At 68.7% G+C, this 24313-nt stretch carries 23 protein-coding genes; 11 read left to right on the forward strand and 12 right to left on the reverse strand.

What is annotated here, in order from left to right:
* Positions 1-42 precede the first annotated feature (42 nt).
* From hemA to ACESK5_RS00705, 4 genes are all read right to left on the reverse strand, one after another.
* Positions 43-1386: a glutamyl-tRNA reductase gene (hemA, locus tag ACESK5_RS00690; RefSeq protein ID WP_372909609.1), complete on the reverse strand. Its 1344-nt coding sequence runs from the start codon at positions 1384-1386 to the stop codon at positions 43-45.
* Positions 1383-2111, reverse strand: a complete 729-nt coding sequence (locus ACESK5_RS00695) for a bifunctional precorrin-2 dehydrogenase/sirohydrochlorin ferrochelatase (RefSeq protein WP_372909610.1) — start codon at positions 2109-2111, stop codon at positions 1383-1385. Before ACESK5_RS00695 ends, hemA begins: the two co-directional genes overlap by 4 nt.
* Positions 2112-2130: 19 nt before the next feature.
* Complete coding sequence (locus ACESK5_RS00700) at positions 2131-3228, reverse strand: Lrp/AsnC family transcriptional regulator (RefSeq protein WP_372909611.1); 1098 nt, start codon at positions 3226-3228, stop codon at positions 2131-2133.
* Positions 3229-3292: 64 nt separating this feature from the next.
* Positions 3293-3712 (reverse strand): DUF5778 family protein, encoded by a 420-nt coding sequence (locus ACESK5_RS00705; protein WP_372909612.1) that lies wholly within the window; start codon positions 3710-3712, stop codon positions 3293-3295.
* A gap of 133 nt (positions 3713-3845) precedes the next feature.
* Between ACESK5_RS00705 and uppS the strand changes: the two genes are divergently transcribed.
* Positions 3846-4802, forward strand: coding sequence for a polyprenyl diphosphate synthase (uppS, locus tag ACESK5_RS00710; RefSeq protein WP_372909613.1), 957 nt, complete (start codon positions 3846-3848; stop codon positions 4800-4802).
* Positions 4803-5336: 534 nt separating this feature from the next.
* The gene (locus tag ACESK5_RS00715; RefSeq protein WP_372909614.1) at positions 5337-7157 is read left to right on the forward strand and encodes a choice-of-anchor I family protein; all 1821 of its coding nucleotides are present in this window, start codon (positions 5337-5339) and stop codon (positions 7155-7157) included.
* A 161-nt stretch (positions 7158-7318) separates the two neighbouring features.
* Here the strand turns inward: ACESK5_RS00715 and ACESK5_RS00720 are convergent, their stop codons facing one another.
* Positions 7319-7936 (reverse strand): undecaprenyl diphosphate synthase family protein, encoded by a 618-nt coding sequence (locus ACESK5_RS00720; protein WP_372909615.1) that lies wholly within the window; start codon positions 7934-7936, stop codon positions 7319-7321.
* Between the two features lie 373 nt (positions 7937-8309).
* On the opposite strand from ACESK5_RS00720, the gene ACESK5_RS00725 reads away from it, so the two are divergent.
* Together ACESK5_RS00725 and ACESK5_RS00730 are read left to right on the forward strand one after the other, a co-directional pair.
* Positions 8310-9656 carry a TIGR00297 family protein gene (locus ACESK5_RS00725; protein WP_372909616.1) on the forward strand — a complete coding sequence of 449 codons (1347 nt, stop codon included), beginning with the start codon at positions 8310-8312 and terminating at the stop codon, positions 9654-9656.
* A 35-nt stretch (positions 9657-9691) separates the two neighbouring features.
* On the forward strand, positions 9692-10216 hold the full coding sequence (locus tag ACESK5_RS00730; RefSeq protein WP_372909617.1) for a GNAT family N-acetyltransferase: 525 nt from the start codon (positions 9692-9694) through the stop codon (positions 10214-10216).
* Here ACESK5_RS00730 and dnaG read toward each other — a convergent pair.
* Both dnaG and ACESK5_RS00740 read right to left on the reverse strand, forming a co-directional pair.
* The gene (gene dnaG, locus ACESK5_RS00735; protein ID WP_372909618.1) at positions 10187-11722 is read right to left on the reverse strand and encodes a DNA primase DnaG; all 1536 of its coding nucleotides are present in this window, start codon (positions 11720-11722) and stop codon (positions 10187-10189) included. The genes ACESK5_RS00730 and dnaG overlap by 30 nt on opposite strands.
* Before the next feature lie 149 nt (positions 11723-11871).
* A complete protein-coding gene (locus ACESK5_RS00740) occupies positions 11872-12573 on the reverse strand; it encodes a sugar phosphate isomerase/epimerase family protein (protein ID WP_372909619.1) in 702 nt (233 codons plus the stop codon).
* Between the two features lie 217 nt (positions 12574-12790).
* On the opposite strand from ACESK5_RS00740, the gene ACESK5_RS00745 reads away from it, so the two are divergent.
* The 5 genes from ACESK5_RS00745 to ACESK5_RS00765 all read left to right on the forward strand — a co-directional run bounded on the left by ACESK5_RS00745 (position 12791) and on the right by ACESK5_RS00765 (position 16494).
* Positions 12791-13006, forward strand: coding sequence for a DUF3311 domain-containing protein (locus ACESK5_RS00745; RefSeq protein ID WP_372909620.1), 216 nt, complete (start codon positions 12791-12793; stop codon positions 13004-13006).
* Positions 12999-14495 (forward strand): sodium:solute symporter, encoded by a 1497-nt coding sequence (locus ACESK5_RS00750; RefSeq protein ID WP_372909621.1) that lies wholly within the window; start codon positions 12999-13001, stop codon positions 14493-14495. Before ACESK5_RS00745 ends, ACESK5_RS00750 begins: the two co-directional genes overlap by 8 nt.
* Positions 14496-14555: 60 nt before the next feature.
* A complete protein-coding gene (locus ACESK5_RS00755; protein WP_372909622.1) occupies positions 14556-14954 on the forward strand; it encodes a pyridoxamine 5'-phosphate oxidase family protein in 399 nt (132 codons plus the stop codon).
* 130 nt (positions 14955-15084) lie between these two features.
* A complete protein-coding gene (locus tag ACESK5_RS00760; RefSeq protein WP_372909623.1) occupies positions 15085-15915 on the forward strand; it encodes a YqcI/YcgG family protein in 831 nt (276 codons plus the stop codon).
* 3 nt (positions 15916-15918) lie between these two features.
* On the forward strand, positions 15919-16494 hold the full coding sequence (locus ACESK5_RS00765; protein ID WP_372909624.1) for a cysteine hydrolase family protein: 576 nt from the start codon (positions 15919-15921) through the stop codon (positions 16492-16494).
* A gap of 60 nt (positions 16495-16554) precedes the next feature.
* On the opposite strand, the gene ACESK5_RS00770 is transcribed toward ACESK5_RS00765, so the two are convergent.
* The 3 genes from ACESK5_RS00770 to ACESK5_RS00780 form a co-directional block, all read right to left on the reverse strand.
* Entirely contained in the window at positions 16555-16998 is a 444-nt protein-coding gene (locus ACESK5_RS00770; protein ID WP_372909625.1) for a hypothetical protein, read from the reverse strand.
* A gap of 222 nt (positions 16999-17220) precedes the next feature.
* A complete protein-coding gene (locus ACESK5_RS00775; protein WP_372909626.1) occupies positions 17221-19353 on the reverse strand; it encodes an amino acid permease in 2133 nt (710 codons plus the stop codon).
* A gap of 34 nt (positions 19354-19387) precedes the next feature.
* Positions 19388-20095 carry a universal stress protein gene (locus tag ACESK5_RS00780; RefSeq protein ID WP_372909627.1) on the reverse strand — a complete coding sequence of 236 codons (708 nt, stop codon included), beginning with the start codon at positions 20093-20095 and terminating at the stop codon, positions 19388-19390.
* 124 nt (positions 20096-20219) lie between these two features.
* On the opposite strand from ACESK5_RS00780, the gene ACESK5_RS00785 reads away from it, so the two are divergent.
* Positions 20220-21140, forward strand: coding sequence for a DUF6293 family protein (locus ACESK5_RS00785; protein ID WP_372909628.1), 921 nt, complete (start codon positions 20220-20222; stop codon positions 21138-21140).
* Between the two features lie 39 nt (positions 21141-21179).
* On the opposite strand, the gene ACESK5_RS00790 is transcribed toward ACESK5_RS00785, so the two are convergent.
* Positions 21180-22238 (reverse strand): hypothetical protein, encoded by a 1059-nt coding sequence (locus ACESK5_RS00790; protein WP_372909629.1) that lies wholly within the window; start codon positions 22236-22238, stop codon positions 21180-21182.
* A gap of 86 nt (positions 22239-22324) precedes the next feature.
* Positions 22325-23041 carry a DUF1405 domain-containing protein gene (locus ACESK5_RS00795; protein ID WP_372909630.1) on the reverse strand — a complete coding sequence of 239 codons (717 nt, stop codon included), beginning with the start codon at positions 23039-23041 and terminating at the stop codon, positions 22325-22327.
* 298 nt (positions 23042-23339) lie between these two features.
* Between ACESK5_RS00795 and pdxS the strand changes: the two genes are divergently transcribed.
* Positions 23340-24248 (forward strand): pyridoxal 5'-phosphate synthase lyase subunit PdxS, encoded by a 909-nt coding sequence (pdxS, locus tag ACESK5_RS00800; RefSeq protein WP_372909631.1) that lies wholly within the window; start codon positions 23340-23342, stop codon positions 24246-24248.
* The last annotated feature ends 65 nt before the right edge of the window (positions 24249-24313 follow it).

Raw genomic sequence — 24313 nt, forward strand, 5'->3', positions numbered from 1 at the left:
GTGGGTCGTCGCCGCGTGGGTTAACTGTTCGGTCTATCCCGCCTAATCGTCGCTCAGGCGGTCGACGACGTGCTGTGGGACTTCGGCGTCGTCGGGAATCGCCTCGGGCATCTCGCTCCTGGGCAGCGCCGGGGGGTCGCCGCCGAACTCGGGGTCGAACAGCTGCATCGCGGTCTGGATGGTGGTCCAGTCGTCGGCGGCGGCGGCCTCCCGGAGGCTCTTCGTCGGCGCCGCGAGCAACTGGTTGACGATGGTGTCGGCCAGCGCGCCCACCGTCTCGCGCTGTTCGTCGGTGAGTTCGCCCTGTGACTCCAGTTTCCGAAGCGCCGTCTCGACCTCGCTCTGCTTCATCCGCTCGGCGTTCTCGTACATCGCCCCGATGGCCTCGTCGGCCCGGTTGCGTTTGAACCGCTCCATCAGGTGGGTGAACTCCGCGTCGATCATCTCCTCAACGCGTTCGGCCGCCACCCGACGCCGCTCGTGGGTCTCGTCGGTCACCGACTCGAGCGCGTCGATGTCGCGGACGGTCACGCCCTCTAGCGAGTCGACTGCCGGGTCGATGTCGCGTGGCTGGGCGATGTCGACGAGGAGCGTCGCCCCCGCCCCGGCGAGCATCGCGTCGTCGAGGACGTAGTCGGGGCTGGCAGTCGCGCTCACGACGAGGTCCGCCTCCCCGACTGCGGCCGCGAGTGCGTCGAGACCGATCGCGCTCGCCGCACAGGTCACGTCCCGGGCGACGTGTTCGGCGTGTGGCACCGTCCGGTTCGCGACCAGCAGTCGCGGGACGCCGGCGGCGTCGAGCGCACGCGCGGCCAACAGCCCCATCTCGCCCGCGCCGACGACGAGCGCCGTCGTCTCGGTCAGGTCGAGGTGTCGCTCCGCCAGTCGGACCGCAGCGGACCCGAGCGAGACGACACCCTCGTTGATGGCCGTCTCGGACCGGGCGCGTTCGCCGACGTGGAGCGCCTTCGTCAACGCCTCGTCGAGCGTCGGCCCGACGCCGCCGACGGCGCGCGCCTCCTCGAGCGCGGTCCGGAACTGGCCCAGGATCTGGTCCTCGCCGAGGACGAGCGACTCCAGTCCGGCGGCGACCCGCATCAGGTGCCGGATGGCCGCCTCGTGGTCGAGGTCGACGACGGCCCCGTCACGAACGTCGGGGGCGAAGTCGCGCAGGGCGCGTCGGCCGGCGGCCGCGTCGTCGGTGACGACGTACGCCTCGGCACGGTTGCACGTCCGCAGCGCGAACGCCTCTTCGACCCCCTCGCGGGCGAGGAGGTCACGGACGGTCTCGCGCTCGGAGTCGCCCTCGACCCGTTCGATCTCGTCGACGCTCGCGTCGACGTGCGAGACGCTCACGCCCGTGATGACGTTTCGGCTCCCGCTCATGGGCGCTCGTGCTCCGGTTCCGAGGGGTTCGTGGTCTCGATTCCAATCACGTCCTCTGCTACTTTTCGAGCGTTCGTCGTGCCCGTACGTAAAGCCTTCCAAACGCGCGACGACCGCACGACGCGACGCATCGTCTCCCGGCGTTCGGTGGGGGTGAGGTCGCGCGTCTTCAGGTCCGCGCGCAACTCGCGGGTCAGGTCCGCCATCGCTCCCGCCCCCGCCAACTCGCCGTCGAGTCGCTCGCGCAGGTACTTCGAGAGCGCCGGGCTGGCACCCCCGGTCGTGATGGCGACCGAGACGGTGCCGTCGTCGACCGTCGCGGGGACGACGACGCTCCCGACGTCGCGCTCGCCCGCCCGGTCGGTCCGGTTGACGAGGACGTTCCGGGCGCGTGCCGCCGTGGCGACGGCCGCGTTTACCTCCTCGCTGTCGGTGGCGGCGACGACCAGCGCCGGGTCCACCCGGTCGATCCAGTCGGGGACCGCGTCGGGCGTCGGCGCGTCGCGGACGAGTTCGATACCCGGCCCCGTCGACTCCGACTGCGACCACGTCTCGTGGGTCGCCTCCCGCGCCGTGTGCGTCTCGGCGAGGCCGTCGGTGAAGTCGGGGCTCACGACGACGACGGACGCCTCCGCGGCGAACCGGCGTGCCTTCCGTTCACCGACCCGGCCGCCGCCGAAGACGAGGACGGTCTGGTCGGTGAAGTCGTGGACGAGTGGGATCATGTCGTGTGGTGTGCTCGGTTCAGGCGTCGTCGGCCTCGGTCGTCGGTTCGGCCTCTTCGCTCGTGTTCGCGTCCGCGCGCTCGTCGAGGCGGATGCCCGTCTTCTTCAGGATGCGCGTCGAGAACAGCGTGTCCCAGTCGTCGTCGCCGACGTCCCAGTACTCGGCCATCGTCTCGCGCACCTGTTCGACCCGTTTCGCGGACTCCTCCTCGGACCGCCCGTGCGTCATCGCGAAGAAGTTGTACGGCCAGACGCCCTCGTGACGCGGCCGCTGGTAGCAGTGGGTGACGAACTCGAGTGCGGCGACGGCGGGACCGACCGTCTCGACCAGTTCGTCCGGGACGTTCCAGACGGTCATGCCGTTCTCGGTGTACCCGAGGGCGTAGTGGTTCGGGACGACGCCCACGCGCCGAATCTTCCCCTCGCTGACGAACCGCTTCAGCGTCTCCCGCACCCACTCGACGTCGACACCGAGTGCCTCGGCCACGTCCCGGTACGGCGTCGCGGTGACGGGGAGGCCACCCTGCACTTCGAGCACGAGGTCGCGCTCGTCGGGCGTGAGCGTCGTTCTCCCGTCGAGTTCGACCGCCGGGCCGAGGTCCGAGAGGTCGACGCCTTCCTCGAACAGCGGGCCGTCGACGAAGAACTTCGCCTCGACGCGGAACTCCCGCTCCTTGGGGAGGTTGTACGTCGGTTGGCCCGTCTCCTCTTCGATGGCCGCGAGCACCTCGTCGACCCGCGACGCGTCGGCGACGCTCACCACGAACCACATGTTCAGGTGCGGGTGTTCGCGCTCGTAGTTGTGGGCCACCTCCCGGTGACTGTTCACCTGATCCGCCACCTCGTCGAAGCGCTCCGGCGGCGCGTGCATCGCGACGAGCGTCGCGGTGCCGCCGATTTCCTCGGCGTTGACGAGCGGGCCGAACCGTGAGAGGACACCCGTCTCGTCGAGGTGGCGGACGCGCTCGACGAGCGTCTCGGCGTCGACGTCGACGCCACGCTCGCAGAGCGCCGCGGCGGCCGCCTCGAAGGGCCGTTCGACCACCGGGAATCCCCCCTGGAAGGCGTTCACGACTGCGCGGTCGAGCCGCGTCAACTCCGCGTCCACCGTCTTCATATCCGACCCTCCGTGCGAGGAGCAGTTAAGCGTCTCGTCCCGGTTCTCACCGACCGAAACCCGTTCACTCCGTCCCCTCGTCGTCGGTCCGGACGGTCGTCACCCGGTCGACGTGGTCGAGCGCCTCGACGGCCTCGACGACCGACGCCTGGTCGACGCCCGCCTCGTAGTAGAACACGAGGTCGAACGTGCCCGCGCGCAGGAGTTGCTGACACTCCCAGACGAACTCGTCGTCGTCCAGGGTGAGCCCCTGGAACTGGTTCGAGGCGAACTCCGTGGTGTCGTTGCCGGCGTAGATGTACGACTCGCCCTTGCCGGCGTGGCTGGCAATGACGTCGTTGAGGTCGACGGTGAGTTCGTGCATCTCCAGGTCCTCGTTCCCTTCGAGGTCCGTGTGGACGATGAGTCCGACGAGTTCGATGTCGCCGGGTTCGATGAGCGCCTTCGTCCGCCGGTAGAGGTCCTCGTCGTAGACGTCGGCCATACGTCCGACTCGGTGAGACGGGCATTTACTGGTGACGATAGCTGTCGCGCCTCGTGGGGGCGCCGAACGTCGCCCGGGCCGACCGCAGCGCCGAACAAAAGACACATATCGGCGGCGGCGAGAGTCGTGTCACATGTTGCGCTGGGTGCGGACGCAGTTAGAGCAGGCGTACGTCCGCCACCTCGACCGAGCCATCGAGGACGGACCCACCCACGTCGCCATCATCCAGGACGGCAACCGACGCTACGCGAGACAGCAGGGCGGCGAGGCACCGGACGGCCACCGCGCCGGCGCCGAGACCACCGAACAGGTGCTCAACTGGTGTCAGGAACTCGGCATCGAGGAACTCACCATCTACGCCTTCTCGACCGAGAACTTCGAGCGCCCGCCCGAAGAGCGCGAACCGCTGTTCGACCTCATCGAGTCGAAGCTGTACGAACTGGCCGACGCCGACCGCGTCCACGACAACGGGATGCGCATCCGTGCCGTCGGCCAGGTCGACCGCCTCCCCGAGCGCCTCCGCGAGGCGGTCGACTACGCCGAGGAGCGGACGCGGGGACACGACTCGTTCAATCTTAACGTCGCGCTCGCCTACGGCGGACGGGCCGAACTCCTCGGTGCCGCCCGGGACGTCCTCCGCGCCGTCGCCGACGGTGACCTCGCCGCGGGCGACGTCGACGTCGACGCCATCGACGCCCGACTCGCGGGCCAGCCGGTACGGGACGTCGACCTCATCATCCGGACGGGCGGCGACGAGCGCACCTCGAACTTCCTGCCGTGGCACGCGAACGGTAACGAGGCGGCGGTGTTCTTCTGTGCGCCGTACTGGCCGGAGTTCTCGAAACCCGACTTCCTCCGTGCCATCCGGACGTACGAGTCCCGCGAGGAGTCGTGGCGCCACACCCGAACGGAGCGCGCGGTGGCGCTCGTCCGGGCCGTCGCCGAGACCGAACTGGCGGAGGCACGAACGGTGTCGGCCCGTCTGCGCGAACAGCTCTCGACGACTGCGGCCCGCGAACTCAACGCCGAACTCGAGCGGCACGATAACGGCCAGGGACAGCGTGAGAGCGAGGCCGGTTACGCGGACTGACGACCCTGACCCTGCCGTTCGGGTGGTCGCGTTACCCTGTGGCCGTCTGAACGCCGGACGGGTGAGACGACACATCACTCGTCGCGTGTACTCTGAGCGAGAGCGACGCCCCCGACACGCTCGCAACACGCCGTGACTCGGTCGGGTCGACGTTCTCACACCCCTTCGATCGGTCGCTCGTCTCAGCCCTCCGTGCCGCCGTCGCTGCGACGTCATCGTCCCCGGTGACGAGACGTCCGACGAGGCGCGCACAGAGCCGTGTGACTGCGGTCGGGTCTGTACTGAATCGCGCTCGGGAACAGTGCAGTGCAGAGCGCACCGCGCGAGTCGGTCACGGACGAACCCATGGTCGACGGCCTGGCTCTCGGCCTCGGACTCTCTCTCGTGTATTCCACGTCGGCGGGCCATGGTGCGACCGGGGTCCGGCTACTCTCCATTTCGAAAACGTATGCAGTCATTGTCAACTGTTCGCACATGTTCTACTCGTGTCGGATAATATATAGGACTAAACAACCACCTCCGAACGTGTGAGGCGTGAAGCGATCACAACAGACGAGCGACCTCGGGCGCCGAGCGGTCTTGGGGCTCACCGGTGGAACCGTCTTCGGACTACTTACGGGCACGGCCGTCGCGCGCGGCGACTCGGCTGCGTCGGACGGCGCGGCGATTACACCCCAGGTTGAGGGTGAGGCCTCGGGGTACGAGAACCTCAAACTGGAACAGATCGGTCGGTACGAGTCGAATCTCTTCGACGAGGGCGGGGCCGAGATTATCTCCTACCACGCCCCCACCCAGCGACTGTTCGTGATTAACGCGAACCTCGGCGGCGTCGACGTGCTCGACGTCACGGGCGTCGACGCCTACGACGGCTCGAATCCGGCTGATCTCACGAGGGTCGGTCAAATCGATGCCGTGGCGGCCTCCGGCGTGAGTTCCGCGAACAGCGTCGCGACGTCCGAGGACCTCGTCGCCGTCGCGCTCGAAGCGGACACCGCACAGGACCCCGGACAGGTCGGCTTCTACGACCCGGAGACGCTCGAATCGATGGGCACGGCACCGGTCGGCGCACTCCCGGACAAGGTCACCTTCACCCCCGATGGAACCAAGGTGCTCGTCGCGAACGAGGCCGAGCCGACCAGCAACTACGCGTACGACCCGCAGGGCTCTGTCAGCATCGTCGACGTCTCCGACGGCGTCGACGCGGCCACGGTCGACACCGCGGACTTCACCCGCTTCAACGGCCGCGAGGACCAGCTCCGACAGCAGGGAATCCGTATCTTCGGTCCGAACGCGAGCGCGGCACAGGACTTCGAGCCCGAGTACGTGACGATCAGTGACGACTCGACGACGGCGTGGGTCTCCCTCCAGGAGAACAACGCCATCGCCGAAATCGACATCAAGAACGCACGGGTCCGCAAACTCCTGCCGCTCGGGTTCAAGGACTACAGCCTGACGGGGAACGAACTCGACGCCAGCAACGAGGACGGCGGGGTCAACATCCGCAACTGGCCGATTCACGGCATCCTCCAGCCCGACGCGATTGGCGCGTACAGCCCCAACGGCAAGACGTACATCGTGACGGCCAACGAGGGGGACAGCCGCGACTACGACTCGTACAGCGAGGAGGCAGAGGTGGCCGACCTCCGACTCGACCCCGACGCGTTCGACTTTGACGAGATCGACGGTATCGACAGCGTCGAGGAGCTCCAGGCCCCCGAGAACCTCGGTCCGAAGGGCGTGACGACGACGCTCGGCGACGTCGACGGCGACGGCCTCTACGAGGAGATCTACGTCTTCGGCGGCCGCTCGTTCAGCATCTTCACCACGCAGGGCGAGCGGGTGTTCGACAGCGGGAGCGACTTCGAGGACATCACCGCCGAGCGGTTCGGTGACGACTTCAACAACGACAACACGGAGAACACGGGTGACAGCCGGAGCGACAACAAGGGTCCCGAGCCCGAAGGTCTCACCATCGGGCAGATCGGCGGCCGCTACTACGCGTTCATCGGCCTCGAACGCGTCGGCGGGGTCATGGTGTACGACATCACCGACCCCGAGTGTGCGACGTTCGTCGACTACGTCAACAACCGGGACTTCGACTTCGACATTCAGGATGAAATCGCGGACGGTACTGCCGATGCTGGCGCCGCTGGCGATCTCGGCCCGGAGGGGCTGGACTTCGCCACCGCAGAGGAGAGCCCGATCGACGACCCCCTCGTCTTCGTCGGCCACGAGATCAGCGGGACGACGGCGGTGTTCCGCGTCGTGAGCGACGACAGTGACGACGATCAGCGGGAATCGTCGTGTGCCGCTGACTCACCCGGTAACGGTAACGGAAACGGCAACGATAACTAGCGCGCGAGCGGAAACGGCCGAGGCGCCTCCGCCCAACGAACTGGGCCTCGGTCCTCGTTCCGTGTCCGAACTCCCGAGTTGCGTGTTCGTCTTCCACCGTCCCCGTGTTCCGCCGGCGCTCGGCGTCCGACCACCATCGCGCACCACCCGACAGGCTCGAACTACCGTCCGAACCGCCTGTTCCGGTTCTGGTAGTCCAGCACTGCCCGGAGGTAGTCCCGCCGGCGGAAGTCGCGCCAGTTGACGTCGGTGAAGTACAGTTCGGCGTAGACCGACTGCCAGATCATGAAGTCTGAGAGCCGTTCGGCCCCCGTCTTGATGACGAGGTCCGGTTCCTCGCGGAAGACGAGGCGGTCCTCGATGTCCGTCTCGTCGATGGCCTCGATGTCCGCCTCGTCGAGGTCACCGCTGTCGACTGTCTCCGCGAGCGCCCGCACCGCCTCGGCGAACTCGTGTTTCCCACCGAGGCCGACGCTCACCTGGATGGGTTCGGTCGCCGGTTCGGTGTCGCCCGGCTGTCGGACCGCCAGCGGGCGCGGGGCGTCGACTTCGAGCAGTTCCCGTTCGAGGGTCGGCACCACGGCCTCGTCGAGGACGCTCACCGAGATGGTGACGCGCTCGGCCCCGTACTCGAACGCCCACGAGAGGAACTCCTCCAGGGTCGCGTACGCGCCCTGTTCGAGCAGGTCCCGCTCGGTGATGATGACGGCGACGTGCGCCGGCGGCTCTTCGGGGTGGAGGCGGTGGCGGACGGCGAGGTACCAGTCGTACAGGCCCACGTCCCCTGGTCACCACCCGGGAACTAAATCCCGTCGGGTCCTTTCGGCCTTCGGCCTTACTTCCCCGACGACTTCCCACTCGCTGACGCTCGTGGGAATCCCGTCGAGTCCGTTCGCTCCGCCCATCCATCCGACGTAGTCACGTTCGCCGACTCACGGCTTCGCCGCTCGTCTCCTCGCGACGCTGCCGCGCCGCGCGCCGCTCACGTGACTCCCGTCGAGTCCGTCCTGCCGTGGTCCGCGTCGTCCTGCCTTCGTGCTGGCCCCCCCCGGCCCACTCCGCCTCGGTCTCTCGGGGCGTCCGACGGACCGCCGCCATGTCGGTCGAATCGGTGTCGGGACCGTTAAGTGTTCGTCCGGGGAACCAAGCGGTGTGACATCGACGCTCCGGCGGGCAGGCGGCTTCGCCGCCGTGGGCACGCTCTCGCTCGCAGCGCCCGCGCTCGGCGTGGCCGCGGCCGCCCCGTTCGCGGCCGTCGCGCTCCTCGCGGCGTTCGTCATCACCGACGGGCCGCTGTTCGAACTCTTCGCCCGGCCCGGCGACCGCGAGGACGGCCGACTCAACGGCCTCGCGAGCGTCGCCCTCGCCGCGACCGGTCTCGCCCTCCTCGCGACGGTCCCGCGCGAACCGATGCCGGTCACCGTCTTCGTCGCCACCGTCGTGGGCGTCACCTACGGCAACCTCGGGGGACAACTCGCCACCACGCGGCGGGAGGGCCCGTTCGTCACCGTCGCCGGCTTCGCCGCCCTCGGGTTCCCCGCGGCCGTCGCCGGACAGGTCGTGGTCACGATGGTGGCCGGCGCGGCGGGCCCCTCGGCGCTCGTCGCCGCCGCTCCCGAGTTCGTCTTCGTCGCCGCCGTCACGACGCTCGTCGCCGCGCTCGTCCGCTCGGCGCTGTACGAACGGGACGACCCGGTCGTGCTCCTGTCGACGGGCATCCTCGCGTGGGTGTTCGACGCGCTCGTCGTGAACGTCGACCCCGTGGGAATCGCGCTCGCCATCGCCGTCACCGTCGCGCTCGGGTACGCCTCCTACGCGCTCGGGACCGCCTCGGTGACGGGGATGCTCACGGGCGTCCTCCTCGGACTGCTCACCGTCGTGCTCGGCAGTTTCGGCTGGTTCGTCGTCCTCATCGCGTTCTTCTCGGTCGGCGGCCTCTCGACGAAGTTCCGCTACGAGGAGAAACTCGACCGCGGTGTCGCCGAGGACAACGAGGGCGCCCGCGGGTCGTCGAACGTCCTCGGCAACGCCGCCGTCGCGTTCATCGCCGTCGTCGGGTTCGCCGCCTCGTCGCGTCTCTCGCTCGGCGGCCCCACAGTCACCGCGTTCGGCTTCGCCTTCGCCGGGTCTCTCGCGGCCGCGATGAGTGACACGCTCTCCTCGGAAATCGGCGGCCTGTACGACCGCCCACGGCTCATCACGACCCTCGAACCGGTCCCGCCCGGCACCGACGGCGGCGTCACCTGGCAGGGGGAAGTCGCCGGTGTCGTGGGCGCGGCGTTCGTCGCCGGACTCGCGCTCGTCCTCATGCCGCTCCCGGGGCCGGCCGCGCTCGTCACGGGCACCGTCACCGTCGGCGGCATCGCGGGGATGACCGTCGACAGTCTCCTCGGCGCGACGCTCGAAGGTGACCGCATCGGCAACGAGGCCGTCAACCTCCTCGCGACGCTCGCCGGTGCGCTCGTCAGCGGCGGCGTCGCGCTCGCGTTGCTCGTCTGACTGTCGCGACGTCGGCACACCGAACACCGATACCGATGACTCCCCGTCCCACCGTCCGTCACGCCGTCCCGGCCGACGAACCGCGCCTCCACGACCTGCAGCGACACCTCGACGAGCAGGCTCCGGCGCTCCTCGACGCGGTGCTCTCGGGGGTGTTCGGGGAGTGTCTCGTCGCCGTCGACGACGCGGACCGACCGGTCGGCTACCTGCTCGCCGTCGACGGCGACGGTGACCCGCCCGTCCCGTCGGCGTCCGAATCCGCCGTCGGCGACGTTCCACCGGTCGGCGGCGACGCACGGTCCGGCGACGACACGCCCACGGTCCACGTCGCCGAACTCGTCGTCGCACCCAGCGCCCGGCGGAACGGCCACGCCTCCGCGCTCCTCGCGACGCTCCTCTCCGTACACCCGGGGGAGACGGTGACGCTCACCGTCTCGTCGGACAACGACGCGGCGCTGTCGCTCTACGAGGGGTTCGGGTTCGAGCGGCTGCGAGAACTCCCGGACCTCTTCGACGACGGGCCCGGACGCTTACTCGCTCGCCGGCCGCGGTCCGAGTAACTGCTCGGCGGTCCGGATGCGGACGCTCACCGGGCGCTTGACGAACTCGCCGAGCGAGCGTCCGACGACGTGCTCCGTCCCGCGCTGGGCGGCCACGTCGAGGAGTCGCTGCGTCACCTCGCCGTCGACGAACACGGCGTACGGTGGGTCCGCGACGTCTTTCAGGAGTTCGAACGCCTCCTCGGCCGGCCCCGACGCGACTTCCCGGAGCGAGTCGTCCGTCAGGCGGACCTGGCCGGTCTCCGCCGCGATAACGTCGCGCGTGACGCCCCGGAGGGTGCCGACGTCCTCGTCGGCGTCCGCGGCGGCTCCGGCGTCCTCTGCGTCCTCGGCATCCGCGTCGTCTCCCTCGGCGGTGTCGACGTCCGGGTCCGTGGTCGATGCTTCAGACCCCCCGCCGTCGGACCCAGCGTCGCGCTCTGTCTCGGGTCCGTCGTCGGCGTCGGGACCGGTCGGCTCCGAGGTGGCCGACGGGGCCGTCGTCCTCCCGGTCCCCGACGTGACGACCCCGCCGGCCCCGTCCGTCTCGGCGACGGTTGCCGTCGACCCCTCGTCCGTTTCGGCCCCGGTGCCGGCGTCCCCTCCGGGCTCTCCGTCGGCGTCGGGTTCCCCCGCCGGTGCTTCGTCGTCGGGAGCCGTCCGACCGGCCGCGTCGTCGTCCGACACGGCGTCGACGACTGCCTCGGTCACGTCGTCGCTCCCCGCCGCGAACGTCTCGTAGGGGACCTTGTTCCGGAGCGCCGAGGTCACCGCGGCCCGGTCGAGGTCCTCGACCGACGCCGACTCCGGCGCGAACGCGACGTAGTCGACGTTCCCCACCTGCACGAGTTCGCGCAGGATGAGTTCCCCGCCGCGGTCACCGTCGAGGAACGCCGTCACGGTGCGGTGCTGGGTGAGGTCCGCCACCGCCTCGGGGACGTTCGTCCCCTCGACGGCGATGGCGTTCTTGATACCGTACTTGAGGAGCGTGAGGACGTCCGCTCGCCCCTCGACGACGACGATGGCGTCGGAGTCGACGACGTTGGGGCCGGCAGGGAGCCCCTCGTACTCGGTGATGTCCTCGACGCGGACGCTCTCGCGCACCTCGTCGAGTATCTCGGTGGAGGTCATGATGCTCTCGCTGAACGACTCCGCGAGGAGTTCCTTCGCCCGTTCGACGACCTCTCTCCGCTTGGCCTCGCGGACGTCTTCGATGTCGGTGACGCGGACCTCCGACCGGCACGGTCCCACTCGCGTGATAGTCTCGAGCGACGCGGCGAGAATCGACGTCTCGACGCGGTCGAGGCTCGTCGCGATGGTGATGTGACCGAACGACTGCCCGCCTTCGCTGTCGATTTCGACGTCGATTCGCCCGACTTTCGAGGACTGCTGGAGGTCTCTGAGGTCCAGCTCGTCGCCGAGTAGGCCCTCCGTCTGTCCGAAGATGGCACCGACGACGTCGCTCCGTTCGACGATGCCGTCCGTCGTGATGGCCGCGTGAATGAGGTATTTGGATGTGTCGTCCATGGCTCGTGTCGCGTGGTGATGGTGCCCCCAGGGTGGAGGCGATGATGGTGATGGTGACGAGGTCGCGGTCGGTCCCGCGACTGACCGTATACTAGCCGCTCGGCGTGGAAATACCTATCGTGATGCTGACGGCTCTCCTGTCGCGCGGGTTACCGGATAGAGAGCCAGTCGGCCGCCGCACGCACCGTTCGGGCGGGCGCTGCGGGGTCGTCGTGTTCGAAGACGACCCACTCGACGCCCGCCTCCGCCGCCGCCGCGAGGACGCCACCGAGGTCGACGTCACCGACACCGAGGTCCACGGGGACGGCGCCACGCGGGGCGGCACTGTCGACGCGGACGTCCTTCAGATGCACGAGCGGCATCCGCTCGCCGAACCGCTCGACGAGCGAGACGGGGTCGGCCCCGGCGGCCGTCGCCCACCCGACGTCCAACTCGAACCCCAGGCGGGCGGTGGCGTCGACGACCCGCTCGAACGTCCCCGACGCGAACTCGAACTCGTGGTTGTGGTACAGCAACCGCCCACCGGCGTCCTCGACCCGGGCGGCGAGCGCGTCGAGTCGCGTCGCCGTCTCGTCGACCTCCCCCGGCCGGAACGACTCCTCGGCGACGATGGGAACGACGACGGTGTCGGTTCCGGCCGTTCGCACCCGTTCGACTACGCCGCCCGGGTCGGCCGCCACCGTCTCGACGTCGACGTGGGCCGCCGCGACGTCGAGGTCGAGGGCGGCGACTCCGTCCGGTGGGTCGACGCCGACGAGTTCGACCCCCGTGAAGCCCGCCTCGGCGACGACTCGACAGCGGTCCGCCGCCGGGAGCGCCCGGAGGGAGTACAGCTGTGTCGCGTACTGCATACGCGTCGGTCGCCCGGCGGTGACAAAAAGTGTCGCTCCCGTCCCCGCCCCTCGTCTCGGGTCCCTCTCGGGTCGCTCCGCCGAGGCCTCGCCGCCGCCGCCTCCACGAACGAGTCGACTCCCCCATCCAGGCTCTGTGAAGAAAAATTCTCTTCAACACTGCCCACCGAACCAAGGATAGCAACATTTAGGTGTGTCTGTCGATTATCTTCCACTCATGAGCCGACCGAGAACAGATTACCTCTGGATAGTGGTCTTCGCCCTGCTCGTCGTCGGGGCGATTCCGTGGTTCCTGTGGGGCGACGCGACAGTGGTCGCCGGCCTCCCCGTGTGGCTGTGGTGGCACGTCGGCTGGATGGTGCTCGCGGCGGGCGCGTTCGCGCTGTTCACCCGCGGCGCGTGGGACCGCGGGATGGGGGTGCGACATGGCTGACCTCGGCCTCTCACTCGGCATCGTCGCCGCGTACCTCGTCGTCGCGCTGGCCGTCGGCCTGCTCGCGTACCGGCTGACGGGCAGCGAGGCGGAGGACTACTACCTCGCCTCGCGCTCGATGGGGACCGTCGTCCTCCTCTTCACCACGTTCGCGACGCTGCTCTCCGCGTTTACCTTCTTCGGCGGGCCGAACCTGGCCTACGGTGCCGGCCCCGAGTGGATTCTCGTGATGGGCCTCATGGACGGCGTCCTCTTCGCCATCCTCTGGTACGTCGTCGGCTACAAGCAGTGGCTCGTCGGCAAGGCGTTCGGCTACGTCACCCTCGGGGAGATGCTGGGCGACCGCTTCGGGTCGACCGGCCTGCGAGCGCTCGTCGCTGCCGTCTCGCTGTTCTGGCTGTTCCCGTACGTCATGCTCCAGCAGGTGGGCGGCGGACAGGCGCTCGTCGGCCTCACCGACGGGGCCGTCCCCTACTGGGCCGGCGCGGCGCTCATCACGGTGTTCATGATCGTCTACGTCGTCGTCGCCGGACTCCGAGGCGTGGCGTGGACCGACACGCTCCAGGGCGTCTTCATGCTCGGCATCGTCTGGGTCGCCGCCGCGTGGGTCGTCACCGGCGTCGGCGGCCTCTCGGCAGTCGGGGCCCAGTTGGCGGCCGAGAAGCCCGAGTTCGTCTCGCTCGGCGGCGGTCTCTACTCGCCGCAGTGGATGATCTCCACGGCGGTCACCATCGCGTTCGGCGTCACGATGTTCCCACAGATCAACCAGCGCTTCTTCGTCGCGAAGGACGACCGCGTGCTGAAGCGCTCGTTCGCGCTGTGGCCCGTCCTCGTCCTCCTGCTGTTCGTCCCCGCCTTCCTGCTCGGGTCGTGGGCGGCCGGCCTCGGCGTCGCCGTTCCCGAGGGGGGGAACGTCATCCCTGCACTCCTGAACGAGTACACGCCCGCCTGGTTCGCGGCGCTCGTCATCGCGGGCGCGATGGCCGCGATGATGTCCTCCTCGGACTCGATGCTCCTGTCGGGGTCGTCGTACCTCACCCGTGACCTCTACCGCCCGCTGGTGAACCCCACGGCCTCGGCGACGAAGGAGGGCTGGGTCGCCCGCCTCGGCGTCGTCGGCTTCGCGCTCGCGTCGTTCGTCGCGTCGCTGTTCGTCGCCGGTGGCGGTGGCGGCGGGTTCGGCCTCCTCGTCAGTATCGGCGACACCGCCTTCGGCGGCTACGCCCAGCTCGCCCTGCCAGTGATGCTCGCGCTCTACTGGGCGCGGACGACCCGGCCGGGGATGATTGCCGGCGTCCTCGGGTCGCAGGCGTTCTACCTCGCACACGTCTTCGGGCCGCTCCCGACCACCTACCTCGGGTGGGACTTCGCGCTCTACGGGATGCTCCTCTCGCTCGTCCTGACGGTGGGCGTCTCGTTCGTCACGACGGCCGCACCCGGGGAGAACGCGGCGCGGTTCACCGACACCGACGCGCTCCAGGCCGACTGACGTCCGCTCCCCTCGTCGCCTGGCCGGTAACTAGAAGCTGTCACCACGAGTGCAGCTCCCATGGAGCCGATTCCCGCGGACGTCCACGACCTGTTCGAGAAAGCCACCTTCGCGCACTTCGCGACGATGACGCCGTCGGGGTACCCGCACGTCACGCCCGTCTGGGTCGACTACGACGACGAGACGGGCCACCTGCTCGTCAACACCGAGCGCGAGCGGCGCAAGACGAAGAACGTCGAGGGCAACCCGAAAGTCGGGGTGAGCATGGTCGACCCCGAGAACCCGTACCGGTTCCTCTCCGTCTTCGGCGACGTCGACGAGATTACTACCGAGGGCGCACGCGACCACATCGACGTCCTGGCGGGGCGGTATCTGGGCGAGGAGGAGTACCCGAACCCCGTCCAGTCGGAGCGGGTCATCCTCCGCATCGCGCCCGGGCGGGTGTTCACCGGACAGTGACCGTCACTCCCGGCGTCGGACGCTCCACCGCTTTCGACTTCGGACGGTTCGCCGTGGAGAACACCACGCACGTCGACCGTCTCTCCTCCCAGTTCGAAGTACATTTGTCGCTCGCGCCGAACGCTCGAGTATGAACGAATCGGGCTTTTCGGACCTCCTCGACCAGGAGACGCTCGCAGCGCGCGTCGACAGCGACGAGGCGCCCGACTGGGTCGCCGCCCACTGGACCTCGTTCCGTGACGGCCTCCTCGGGGACCGGAACGGGTCGCCGTTCCCCTGTTTCTTCGGCGTCGAGTCGGTCGAGAAGGGGTGGCCGCTCTACTCGACCGTCGAGTCGCTCACCGACAAGGACGCCCTCCTGACCTTCCGCGACACCCTCCTGGAGTACCTCGCGACCTACGAGGACCACGCGCCGAACGCCTCGTTCGTCGTCTTCTTCAGGCCCGACGGGGCCGAGACCGAGTCCGACTACCACGAACGCCTCTGGCACGTCCTGCAGTTCCTCCACGTCCACGACCCCGAACCGTGGCCCGACGACATCCCGACAGACCCCGACGACCCTCGCTGGGAGTTCTGCTTCGGCGGCGAACCGATGTTCCCGACGTGCCGCGCCCCGTTCTATGACGACCGGAAGAGCCGGTACTGTCCCGTCGGTCTCGAGGTCACGTTCCAGCCTCGCAGCCTGTTCGACGGCATCACCCACGACACCGACGCGGGTCAGCGCGCCCGCGACGTCATCCAGGGTCGCCTCTCGGAGTACGACGGCGTCTGCCCCCACGCTGACCTCGGCGACTGGGGCGTCGAGGGTGACCGCGAGTGGGTCCAGTACATGCTCTCGGAAGACGACTCGCAGTTCCCCGACGAGTGTCCGCTCGCCATCTCCCGCGACCACCCGAAGGCCGTCTCGACACCGCTCGACCCCGAACCCGACGCGGGCCCGAACGCCTCGACGGCGGACTGAACGATGTCCGCGCTCTCGCTCCCCGCCGACCCCGTCCTCCTCCTCGTCGACCTCCAGACGGGCTTCGACGAACCGCACTGGGGCGACCGGAACAATCCCGACGCCGAAGCGAACGCCGCACGTCTGCTGGAGGCGTGGCGCTCGTGGGGACTGCCGGTCGTCCACGTCCGCCACGACTCCACCGAGGCCGACTCCCCCCTCCGCGGGGACGCCCCCGGCTTCGCGTGGAAACCCGCGTTCGAACCCCGCGAGGACGAACAGACGTACGTCAAGCACGTCAACAGCGCCTTCGTCGGGACCGGACTGGAGGCGTGGCTCCGAGACCACGGGTACGAGTCGGTCGTCGTCGCCGGCCTCACGACCGACCACTGCGTGTCGACGACGACCCGGATGGCCGAGAACCTGGGCTTCTCGCCCGTGGTGGTGTGTGACGCGACGGCGACCCACGAGCGCGAACTCGACGGCGAGACGTTCGACGCCGACACGATGCATCGGACGGCACTGGCGCACCTCTCCGGGGAGTTCGCCGAGGTAGCGACGACCGACGCGGTGCTCTCGGTGCTGCCGAGCGGGACGTAGTCGTCGGAGGTGCCGTCACGAAAACCTCGCCGCCGGACCGGCGACGTGCCCCGTCTCCGTCTAGTCGTTGAGGCGAACGAGCGGGCACTCGAACGCGTCGACGGGGTCTTCGGAGACGCTGAGTTCACCTGCTCTCTCGTACTGTACCACTTCGTGGTAACTCGTCAACTGCTTCGGGTCGCCGTGCCACGTCAGCGGGTGGACGGCCCAGCGGCCGCCGTTGTAGTGGCGGTTCCCCGGAGCGGCCTCCGAGACTGGGACGAAGTCGAGGTGGGTGAACAGCTTGTCGTACGACTGTTCGTTCCTGTCGGTGGGCAGCGGCAGGTCGGCCACGCCCTTCGTGGCCCAGAGCGTCCCGTCGCCGTAGATTCGTCCCTCGAAGCCCGGTGGTTCCGCGGCGGCAGGTGCGCTCGTGGCACCGATGCCGAGCGCCAGTCCCGAGACGACGAGACCCGTCCGTAGATACCGACGGCGCGACAGCCTCGTGGTGTGTTCTTCGGTCATGGTGGTGGGGGTTCTTCCCCGCCGGAGGAGGGTCGACCACGGATATAGTAATTTTTCCAACACGTTACCGACTCCCGGTGGGGTTCCTGCCGACTGTGTACCGACTCTCTCTCCACTCGGGCCCGACTCGTTCTCCCGGCGCGTGCGTCGCTCACGGGTGCGCCCCTGCGGAGTCTGCCATCGAGGGGCGTTCGGACGACAGGTTCGACGCCGACCGGGCCGTCAGCGGTCGTTCCCCGTCACGAGTGCGACGTTGCCCGACGTGTCCCCGAGCGTCTCGAGGAGCGCTCCGTCGTCCAGGGCGACGCACACGGTCTCGTACCGGGCCAGCGTCTCCTGAAGCGCGTCGCCCGCGACCGCTGTCACCTCGAAGTCGTCGGTATCGACACCGGCGGCGGCCACCCGCTCGGTGACGGCCGCTGCGTCGTCGCTCGACTCCCCAGCGTCCATCGACTCGACGGCGAGCAACGTCGGGACGACTCCGTCGACCGTCGCGAACTCGACGATGCGTCGGGCGACGGCGGACGCGTCGGCGTCCGGGGTCACCAGCCCCACTGGCGTTCCGACGTCTCCCCGGAGCGCGACGAGGACGACGTCGCACGGTGCGTGCTCGACGAGTCCCTCGAGCATCGGGCCGACGACGGCTCCGTCGGTGTCGACGGTGCCGTCCCACCCGACGAGCACCTCGTCGGCGTCTTCCTCCTCGAGGACGTCGAGAATCGCCGCTCCGGTGTCCGGAGCGACGACCGCTCGGGTCCGCAGGCGAACGTCCATCTCCTCGGCGAACTGCTTGGCGGCGGCGAGCAAGTCGCGCTGGTGGTCGAGTCGGTCGGATTCGACGTTCTGTAAGGGGGATGGGTGTTCCACGTGGACGACGTTGACCGCGACGAGTTCGGGGTCGCCGGCGTCGGCGTTCGCGTGTGCGCTGGCCGCAGCGAGTCGAATCAGCCGCCGCTGCGTCTCGGGGTTCGCGACGGGGACGACGACCCGGTACGGGTTGGCCAGTTCCGGCCGGAGTGCCTCTCGCAAGAGCCCTTCACCCACGACGCGGCTTCTGGCGTAGACGGCGTACCAGACGACGCCGAGGGCGACGATTCCCGTCCCGACCAGGACGATGACGGGTGCCATCTGCGAGACGACGGCGAGCGACAGGACGACGCCGAGAATCGGCACGGCCGGGTAGAGCGGATTCGGGAGGGTGAACGACGGGTCGTACTCGTCGGGGTCGGCACGTCTGAAGACGACGAGCGAGACGTGGACGAGCGAGTACGCGACGAGGAAGCTGAAACTCGCCGCCTCGGCCAAAAGCGAGATGATGGCATCGACGCCGAGGCCGACCGAGACGAGGAGCGCGATGACGCCGCCGGTGACGAGAATCGCCCGGTGGGGGGTGAAGAAGCGGGGGTGGCTCGTGTTCAGCCACTCGCTCACGATACCGTCGCGGCCCATGGCGTAGACGACGCGCGAGGCGGCGAGCACGGACGAGTTCGAACTCGAGATGGCGGCGACGATGGCGGCGAACACGATGGCGACCGCACCGATTGGGCCGAGGTACACCGTGATGACGTCGGCGACCGGAATCGGTGAGGCGGCCAGCGCGTCGACCGGGAGCACGCCGGTGCTGACGAGCATGACGAGCACGTACAGGAGCGTCACCAGCACGACCGAGAGAATCATCGACAGCGGGATGATGCGACTGGGGTTCTTGATCTCGCCGGCGACGGTCGCGATGATCTCGAAGCCGAGGAAGGAGATGAACACGATGCCGGTCGTCGCGACGACGCCCGTCGCCCCCGTGGGGGCGAACGGCTCGAGGTTCACCGGGTCGATGAAGAAGACGCCGACGGCGACGAAGACGAGGATGACCGCAGTCTCGGCCCCAATCATGACGTTCTGGAGGGAACTCGACTCCTCGGTCCCGTAGTAGTTGACCCCGACGAGCAGCGCCAGTCCGAAGAGGCCCAGAGCGACGATGAAGACGCGCCCGTCGAGGAACGGGACCGGTTCGACGATGTACTGGCCGAACCCGATCATGTAGAAGGCGCTCGCGAACATCAGCCCGGTCCACATCCCCCACCCGACGATACTCCCGAAGAGCCCCCCAAGCGCGCGGTTGACGTAGTGGTAGCTCCCGCCGGCGATGGGCATCCCGGTCGCCAGTTCCGAGAGCGACAGTGCGGCCAGCAGCGCGACGAACCCGGCGATGGCGTACGATATCGAACTCGCTGGCCCGGCGTTCTGCGCCGCGATTCCGGGCAGGATGAAGATGCCCGCACCGATCATCGTCCCGCCGCCGAGCGTCATCGCCTCGAGGAACCCCAGGGTCCGCTCGAGTTCCCCACCGTCGACGCTCATCAGTGTGCCTCGCGGTCCGTCGCACGGAGTGCGGTCATTCGACGTCCCTCACGATGAGTGCCGGACGGTCGACGTTCTCGACGATTCGGGACAGCAGGTCGCCGATGATGCGGTCCACCAGCGACGGCTCGGTCTCTCCGAGGACGACGAGGTCGTACTCGTTCCCGAGTGCGGCGATTTCGGCCGAGGGGTCGCCGCCCTCTCCGAGTCGTCCGTCCACCCGCCCCTCGTCGATGCCGTAGTCGGCCAGCCGGTCGATGGCGCCCCGGAGGAGGAACTCGCCCTGACTCGGGTCTGCACCCTCGGCGACGGCGTGAAACAGCGTCGCCGTCGCGCCGCTCACGTCGAGGAGGCTCGCGACCACCGAGACGATCCGTTCGAGGTTCGCATCGCCTCGGAGCGGGACGAGGATGCGCTCGAGTTCGTCGACGTGTCCGGTGGACAGCACCGCGTCGCAGTCGTACTGGTCGGCGACGCGGTCGATGGTGGCCTCGCGGTCGTGAGTGAACACGAGGACCTCCGTGAGGTCGGGTCGCCCCTCGGCGATTTCGCGGAGCCGTCCCTCGGCGTCGGCCTCGTACTCGTCCTTGATGAGGGCCGGCTCGGCCTGCCGGGGGACCGGGAAGTACCCGAGGAGCACCACCCGACTCGGACCGAGCAGGTCGACGACTTCCAGCGGCGGCGTCTCCGGCTTCGAGACATCGACTGGCACGAGAACGTTCAGCTCGTCGACGGGTGGCATGAGTCGCTCTGAGTACACCGCCGGGTATTGTCAATGCTTCGCACGGCCCACACCCTGGGGGCGCCTCCGGTTCTCCGGGCAGGAGTCTGGTTGTTTTTATGAACACCCTCCCACTCTACTGCATATGCAGACGCACATCGTCCCGGTGGGGTTCGACTACGACCGCCTCATCGCGCCGCTCATCCGGGACCAGTTCGACGTCGACCGCGTCGTCCTCCTCGAGGGGGCGGTGGGGTCGGAGGCAAACGTCGAGTACTCGCGTCACCTCTCGAAGAAACTCGAGAAGGACTTCCAGAACCTCCTCGGTGCCGAGACGAGTCGGGTCGTCGTCGACGACGTCTACGACTACGACGCGGCATTCGAGCAGGCGTACGACCTCATCAACGCCGAACTCGACACCGGCGCGGAGGTGTGGGTGAACGTCAGTGCCATGCCTCGCCCCGTCTCGTTCGCCTTCGCCACCGCCGCCCACTCCATCATGGTCGAACGGCAGGAGGACAGAGACCGGATTCACACCTACTACACGGCGCCCGAGAAGTATCTCGAGACCGAACTCGCCGAGGAGTTGCGCGCGGGCAGGGACCTCCTCGCGGAGGTGCTCGAATCGGCCGACGGCGCGGGCGAGTCGGTGACCGTCGACGCCGACCGCGAGCGACTCGAAGCCCGCCTCGACGCCGCGTCGAGTCTCCTCGAGGAGTTCGACGAGCGCGGGACGACCATCGGGGCCAAACGCATCGGGGAGAACCACATCGTCGAACTGCCGGTCGCCTCCTTCTCGAACGTGAAGCCGTTCGAGGAGGTCATTCTGTTCAAACTCGGCGAACGCGGCGTCTTCGAGTCGGTGTCGGAACTCGCGGAGGCCCTGGCGCGGGAACTCGACGAGGAGTACACAGACTCCTTCCGCTCGAAGGTCATCTACAACGTCGACCGCCTCGGCCCCGGCGGGAAGGGGTACATCGAGCAGGAAGAACACGGGAAGTCCTACCGGACGCGGCTCTCGCGCATCGGCGAACTGTGGGTGCGCGCGCACACCGACCGGACCTGAGTAGGCCCGAGCAGGCCCGAACCGTTCCCCGCGCCCCGCTCAGAACCCGAGTCCGACCGGCTCGCCGGGTTCGAGCGGACTCGTCGGCAACTCGTCGGGGAGGTCCGGGTCGTTGTAGACGCCGGGGGCGACGTCGTTGGGGCCGTCGGGGTAGCACAGCGACGCGAGCGCCTGGATGTGCGTCCGGCCCACGTCGAGTTCGAACTGCCCGCCGCCGTACAGCCGGATTCCCTCCTCCGCGGCGTACGCGAGCGTCTCGAACAGTGACTCGACGGTGCCGAACCGCGAGGGCTTGACGTTCAGCCACCGCGGCGGGTACGGGAGCGCCTCCACCGAGGCGACGCCCGTGATGGGGTAGTCCCACGAGAGACGGTCCCGGTGTGCCTCGACGATTCCGTCCGTCTCCGGCACCAGCGCCGGGTCCTCGACGACGGCGTCGGGGAACCCCTCGAAGACGAGTCGGTAGAGGTCGGCGTCGGGTTCCTGGTCGACTTCGGTCCCCTCGTACTGGCCCTTGAGGTCGAGGATGCGGACGGCGTCGGCCGCCGCGAGTTCCTCGACGAGGGCGGCCGTCCACTCGACGGTGGGGTCGAGTTTGAACTCGGCGTCCGGGACCCGGTCGAGTATCGCGTCCACGCGGTCGGTCGACGGTGGCTCGCCCAGGCGCGTGGAGGCGACGAACCGGACGGGGTCGTACTCGCGTCCGAGGACGGCGCCGAGGCTCTCGTCGGCCTGTCGGAGCGCGAGGTCCAGCGCCGCCGACTCCAGCCCCCACCGGCGGTAGTGGTGTCCGGTCTCCCGTTCGGGCGCCTTCGTCGGGAAGAGGTCGACCTCGTCCAGTCGAGCGGAGAACGACTCGAACGTGTACTCGCCGGCGAGGTCGAACGCGTCGCCGAACGGTTCGGAGTCGGGGGCGGGCAGGGCGTCGTGGTCTTCAGTGTCGTACGTGACGTCCTCGCCGCGGCCCTCGCTCCTGTCGCCCGAGAGGACGAACGTGGTCGATTTCCGGACGAAGCCGCTGGAGGTGTCGCGGTCCTGCTGGTAGTAGCCGACGGAGTCGACGGTGAGCGGGAGGTCGGCGACGCGAGAGAAATCCATGCCTCCGCTACCGCTGCTGCGGGCTTAAAACGTCAGGTAACCGGTGGGTTACTGCGGCGGGTCGACGCTGTCTCGACGGCCACCACTCATCGCGCGGCTTCGAGCAGTTTCACTCGCGTCGACAGCGCGAGGAACGTCGCCGTCAGGGTCAACACGACGGCGCCGGCGGCGGCGAGTTCGTGTGCCGGCGAGACGTGCTGGACCACGCCCGACGAGATGGGTTCGGCCGGGACCAGCGTGTGGTGTGGCGTCCCGACTAGCGGGACGAAGTAGTCGACGAGGTCGTTGAACCCGTACCAGACGACGGCGACGAGCACGGCCCGCACCGGGAAGTTCGAGAAGCGGTAGATGACGAACGCCTCGACGACCATCGCGAGGTGGCTCCAGAAGAGGAAGTTGTACATCGCCGGGTGGAGGTACGAGAAGTCGTCCATGAAGACGAGGAGGACGTACGGCGTCCACGCGCCGAGTTTGAGACAGCCGAAGAAGGCCAGGGCGTTGAGGTACTCGTTCGTCCGGCCGAGGTACCACGCGCCGAACGCGAGGGCGATGAACAGCGTCGCAACGGGCGAGTCGGGGACGAACGGCCACATCACCACCGGTTCGATGGAGAACTGGAAGCGGTAGTACCAGAAGCCGAACGCCGTCCCGACGAGGTTGGTGAGGACGACGAGGGGGACGAGGTTGAGTCCGAGATTCTCCACGCTCCGGGGGAGCGGGGCGAGCCATCGGGGGAGGTCCGCCGGGGCGGGGAGGCCGTCGCCGTCGAACAGTTCGGCGAGGCGACGTCGAGCCGTGGCCATGTCGCATCGGAGGGAGGGGGGTGACAAAGCGGTGGCGGTCCCGTGCGAGAGCCGTGCCGTCTGACTCTCCTCCCGGGGTAGGGCGAACGGACGGCACGCCGGTGGCTGTGTCCGGGCCGGTGGACGGGGTGCCGTCACGCCGCGAGGCGTCCACCGGTTCTCGTCACGTCACGGCGCACAGTGGCCGCCCGCTACTATATAAACGACCGGCCGCCCACGCCGACTCACGTTCCGGCTGTCTCACCCGACCGGTGAGGCCGAAAGCACGGCTTAAGTGCGTCCGGTCCAAGGGTCGGACATGGCTGAAGAGACCGATCTGAAGGAGCTTCGACGCGGGACCGACCTGGTCAAGCGCGGGTTCGCGCAGATGCAGAAGGGGGGCGTCATCATGGACGTGGTGAACGCCGAACAGGCCCGCATCGCCGAGGAGGCCGGTGCCGTCGCGGTCATGGCGCTGGAGGCTGTCCCTGCCGACATCCGCAAGCGCGGCGGGGTCTCGCGCATGCCGGACCCGGAGAAGGTGGCCGAGATCATCGACGCCGTCTCCATTCCGGTGATGGGGAAGGCCCGCATCGGCCACTACACCGAGGCACAGATCCTCGAGGCGCTCGGCGTCGACATGGTCGACGAGAGCGAGGTTCTGACGCCGGCGGACAACGAGTACCACATCGACAAGCGCGACTTCACCGCACCGTTCGTCTGTGGGGCCCGTGACCTCCCCGAGGCCCTCCGCCGCATCGACGAGGGTGCGGCGATGATTCGCACGAAGGGTGAAGCCGGCACCGGTGACGTCAACCAGGCGGTCACTCACCAGCGGACTATCAAACACCAGATCCGTTCCGTCGTGGGGCTGCAGTACGACGAGCGCGAGAAGTGGGCCCGCGAACACGAGGCGCCCGCCGACCTCGTCCACGAGACGGCCGAGATGGGACGGCTCCCAGTCGTGAACTTCGCCGCCGGCGGCATCGCGACGCCCGCCGACGCGGCGCTCATGATGTACCACGAGTGTGACGGCATCTTCGTCGGGTCCGGCATCTTCGGCGCGGAGAACCCCGAGGCGATGGGTCGCGCCGTGGTCGAGGCGGTCAACAACTGGGACGACCCCGAGGCGCTCGCGGAGATTTCGACGAACATCGGCAAGGGCATGAAGGGTGAGTCGAACGTCGACATGCCCGAAGAGGAGAAACTGCAGGGCCGCGGTGTATAGCGCGTATCGGTCTTTCTCCCGTGTTTCCGAACGGCGATTCGGGCGACGTGTCCCCTCGAACTGTT

Origin of the sequence: Salinigranum sp., from assembly GCF_041641895.1 — an archaeon.
Taxonomy (GTDB): Archaea; Halobacteriota; Halobacteria; order Halobacteriales; family Haloferacaceae; genus Salinigranum.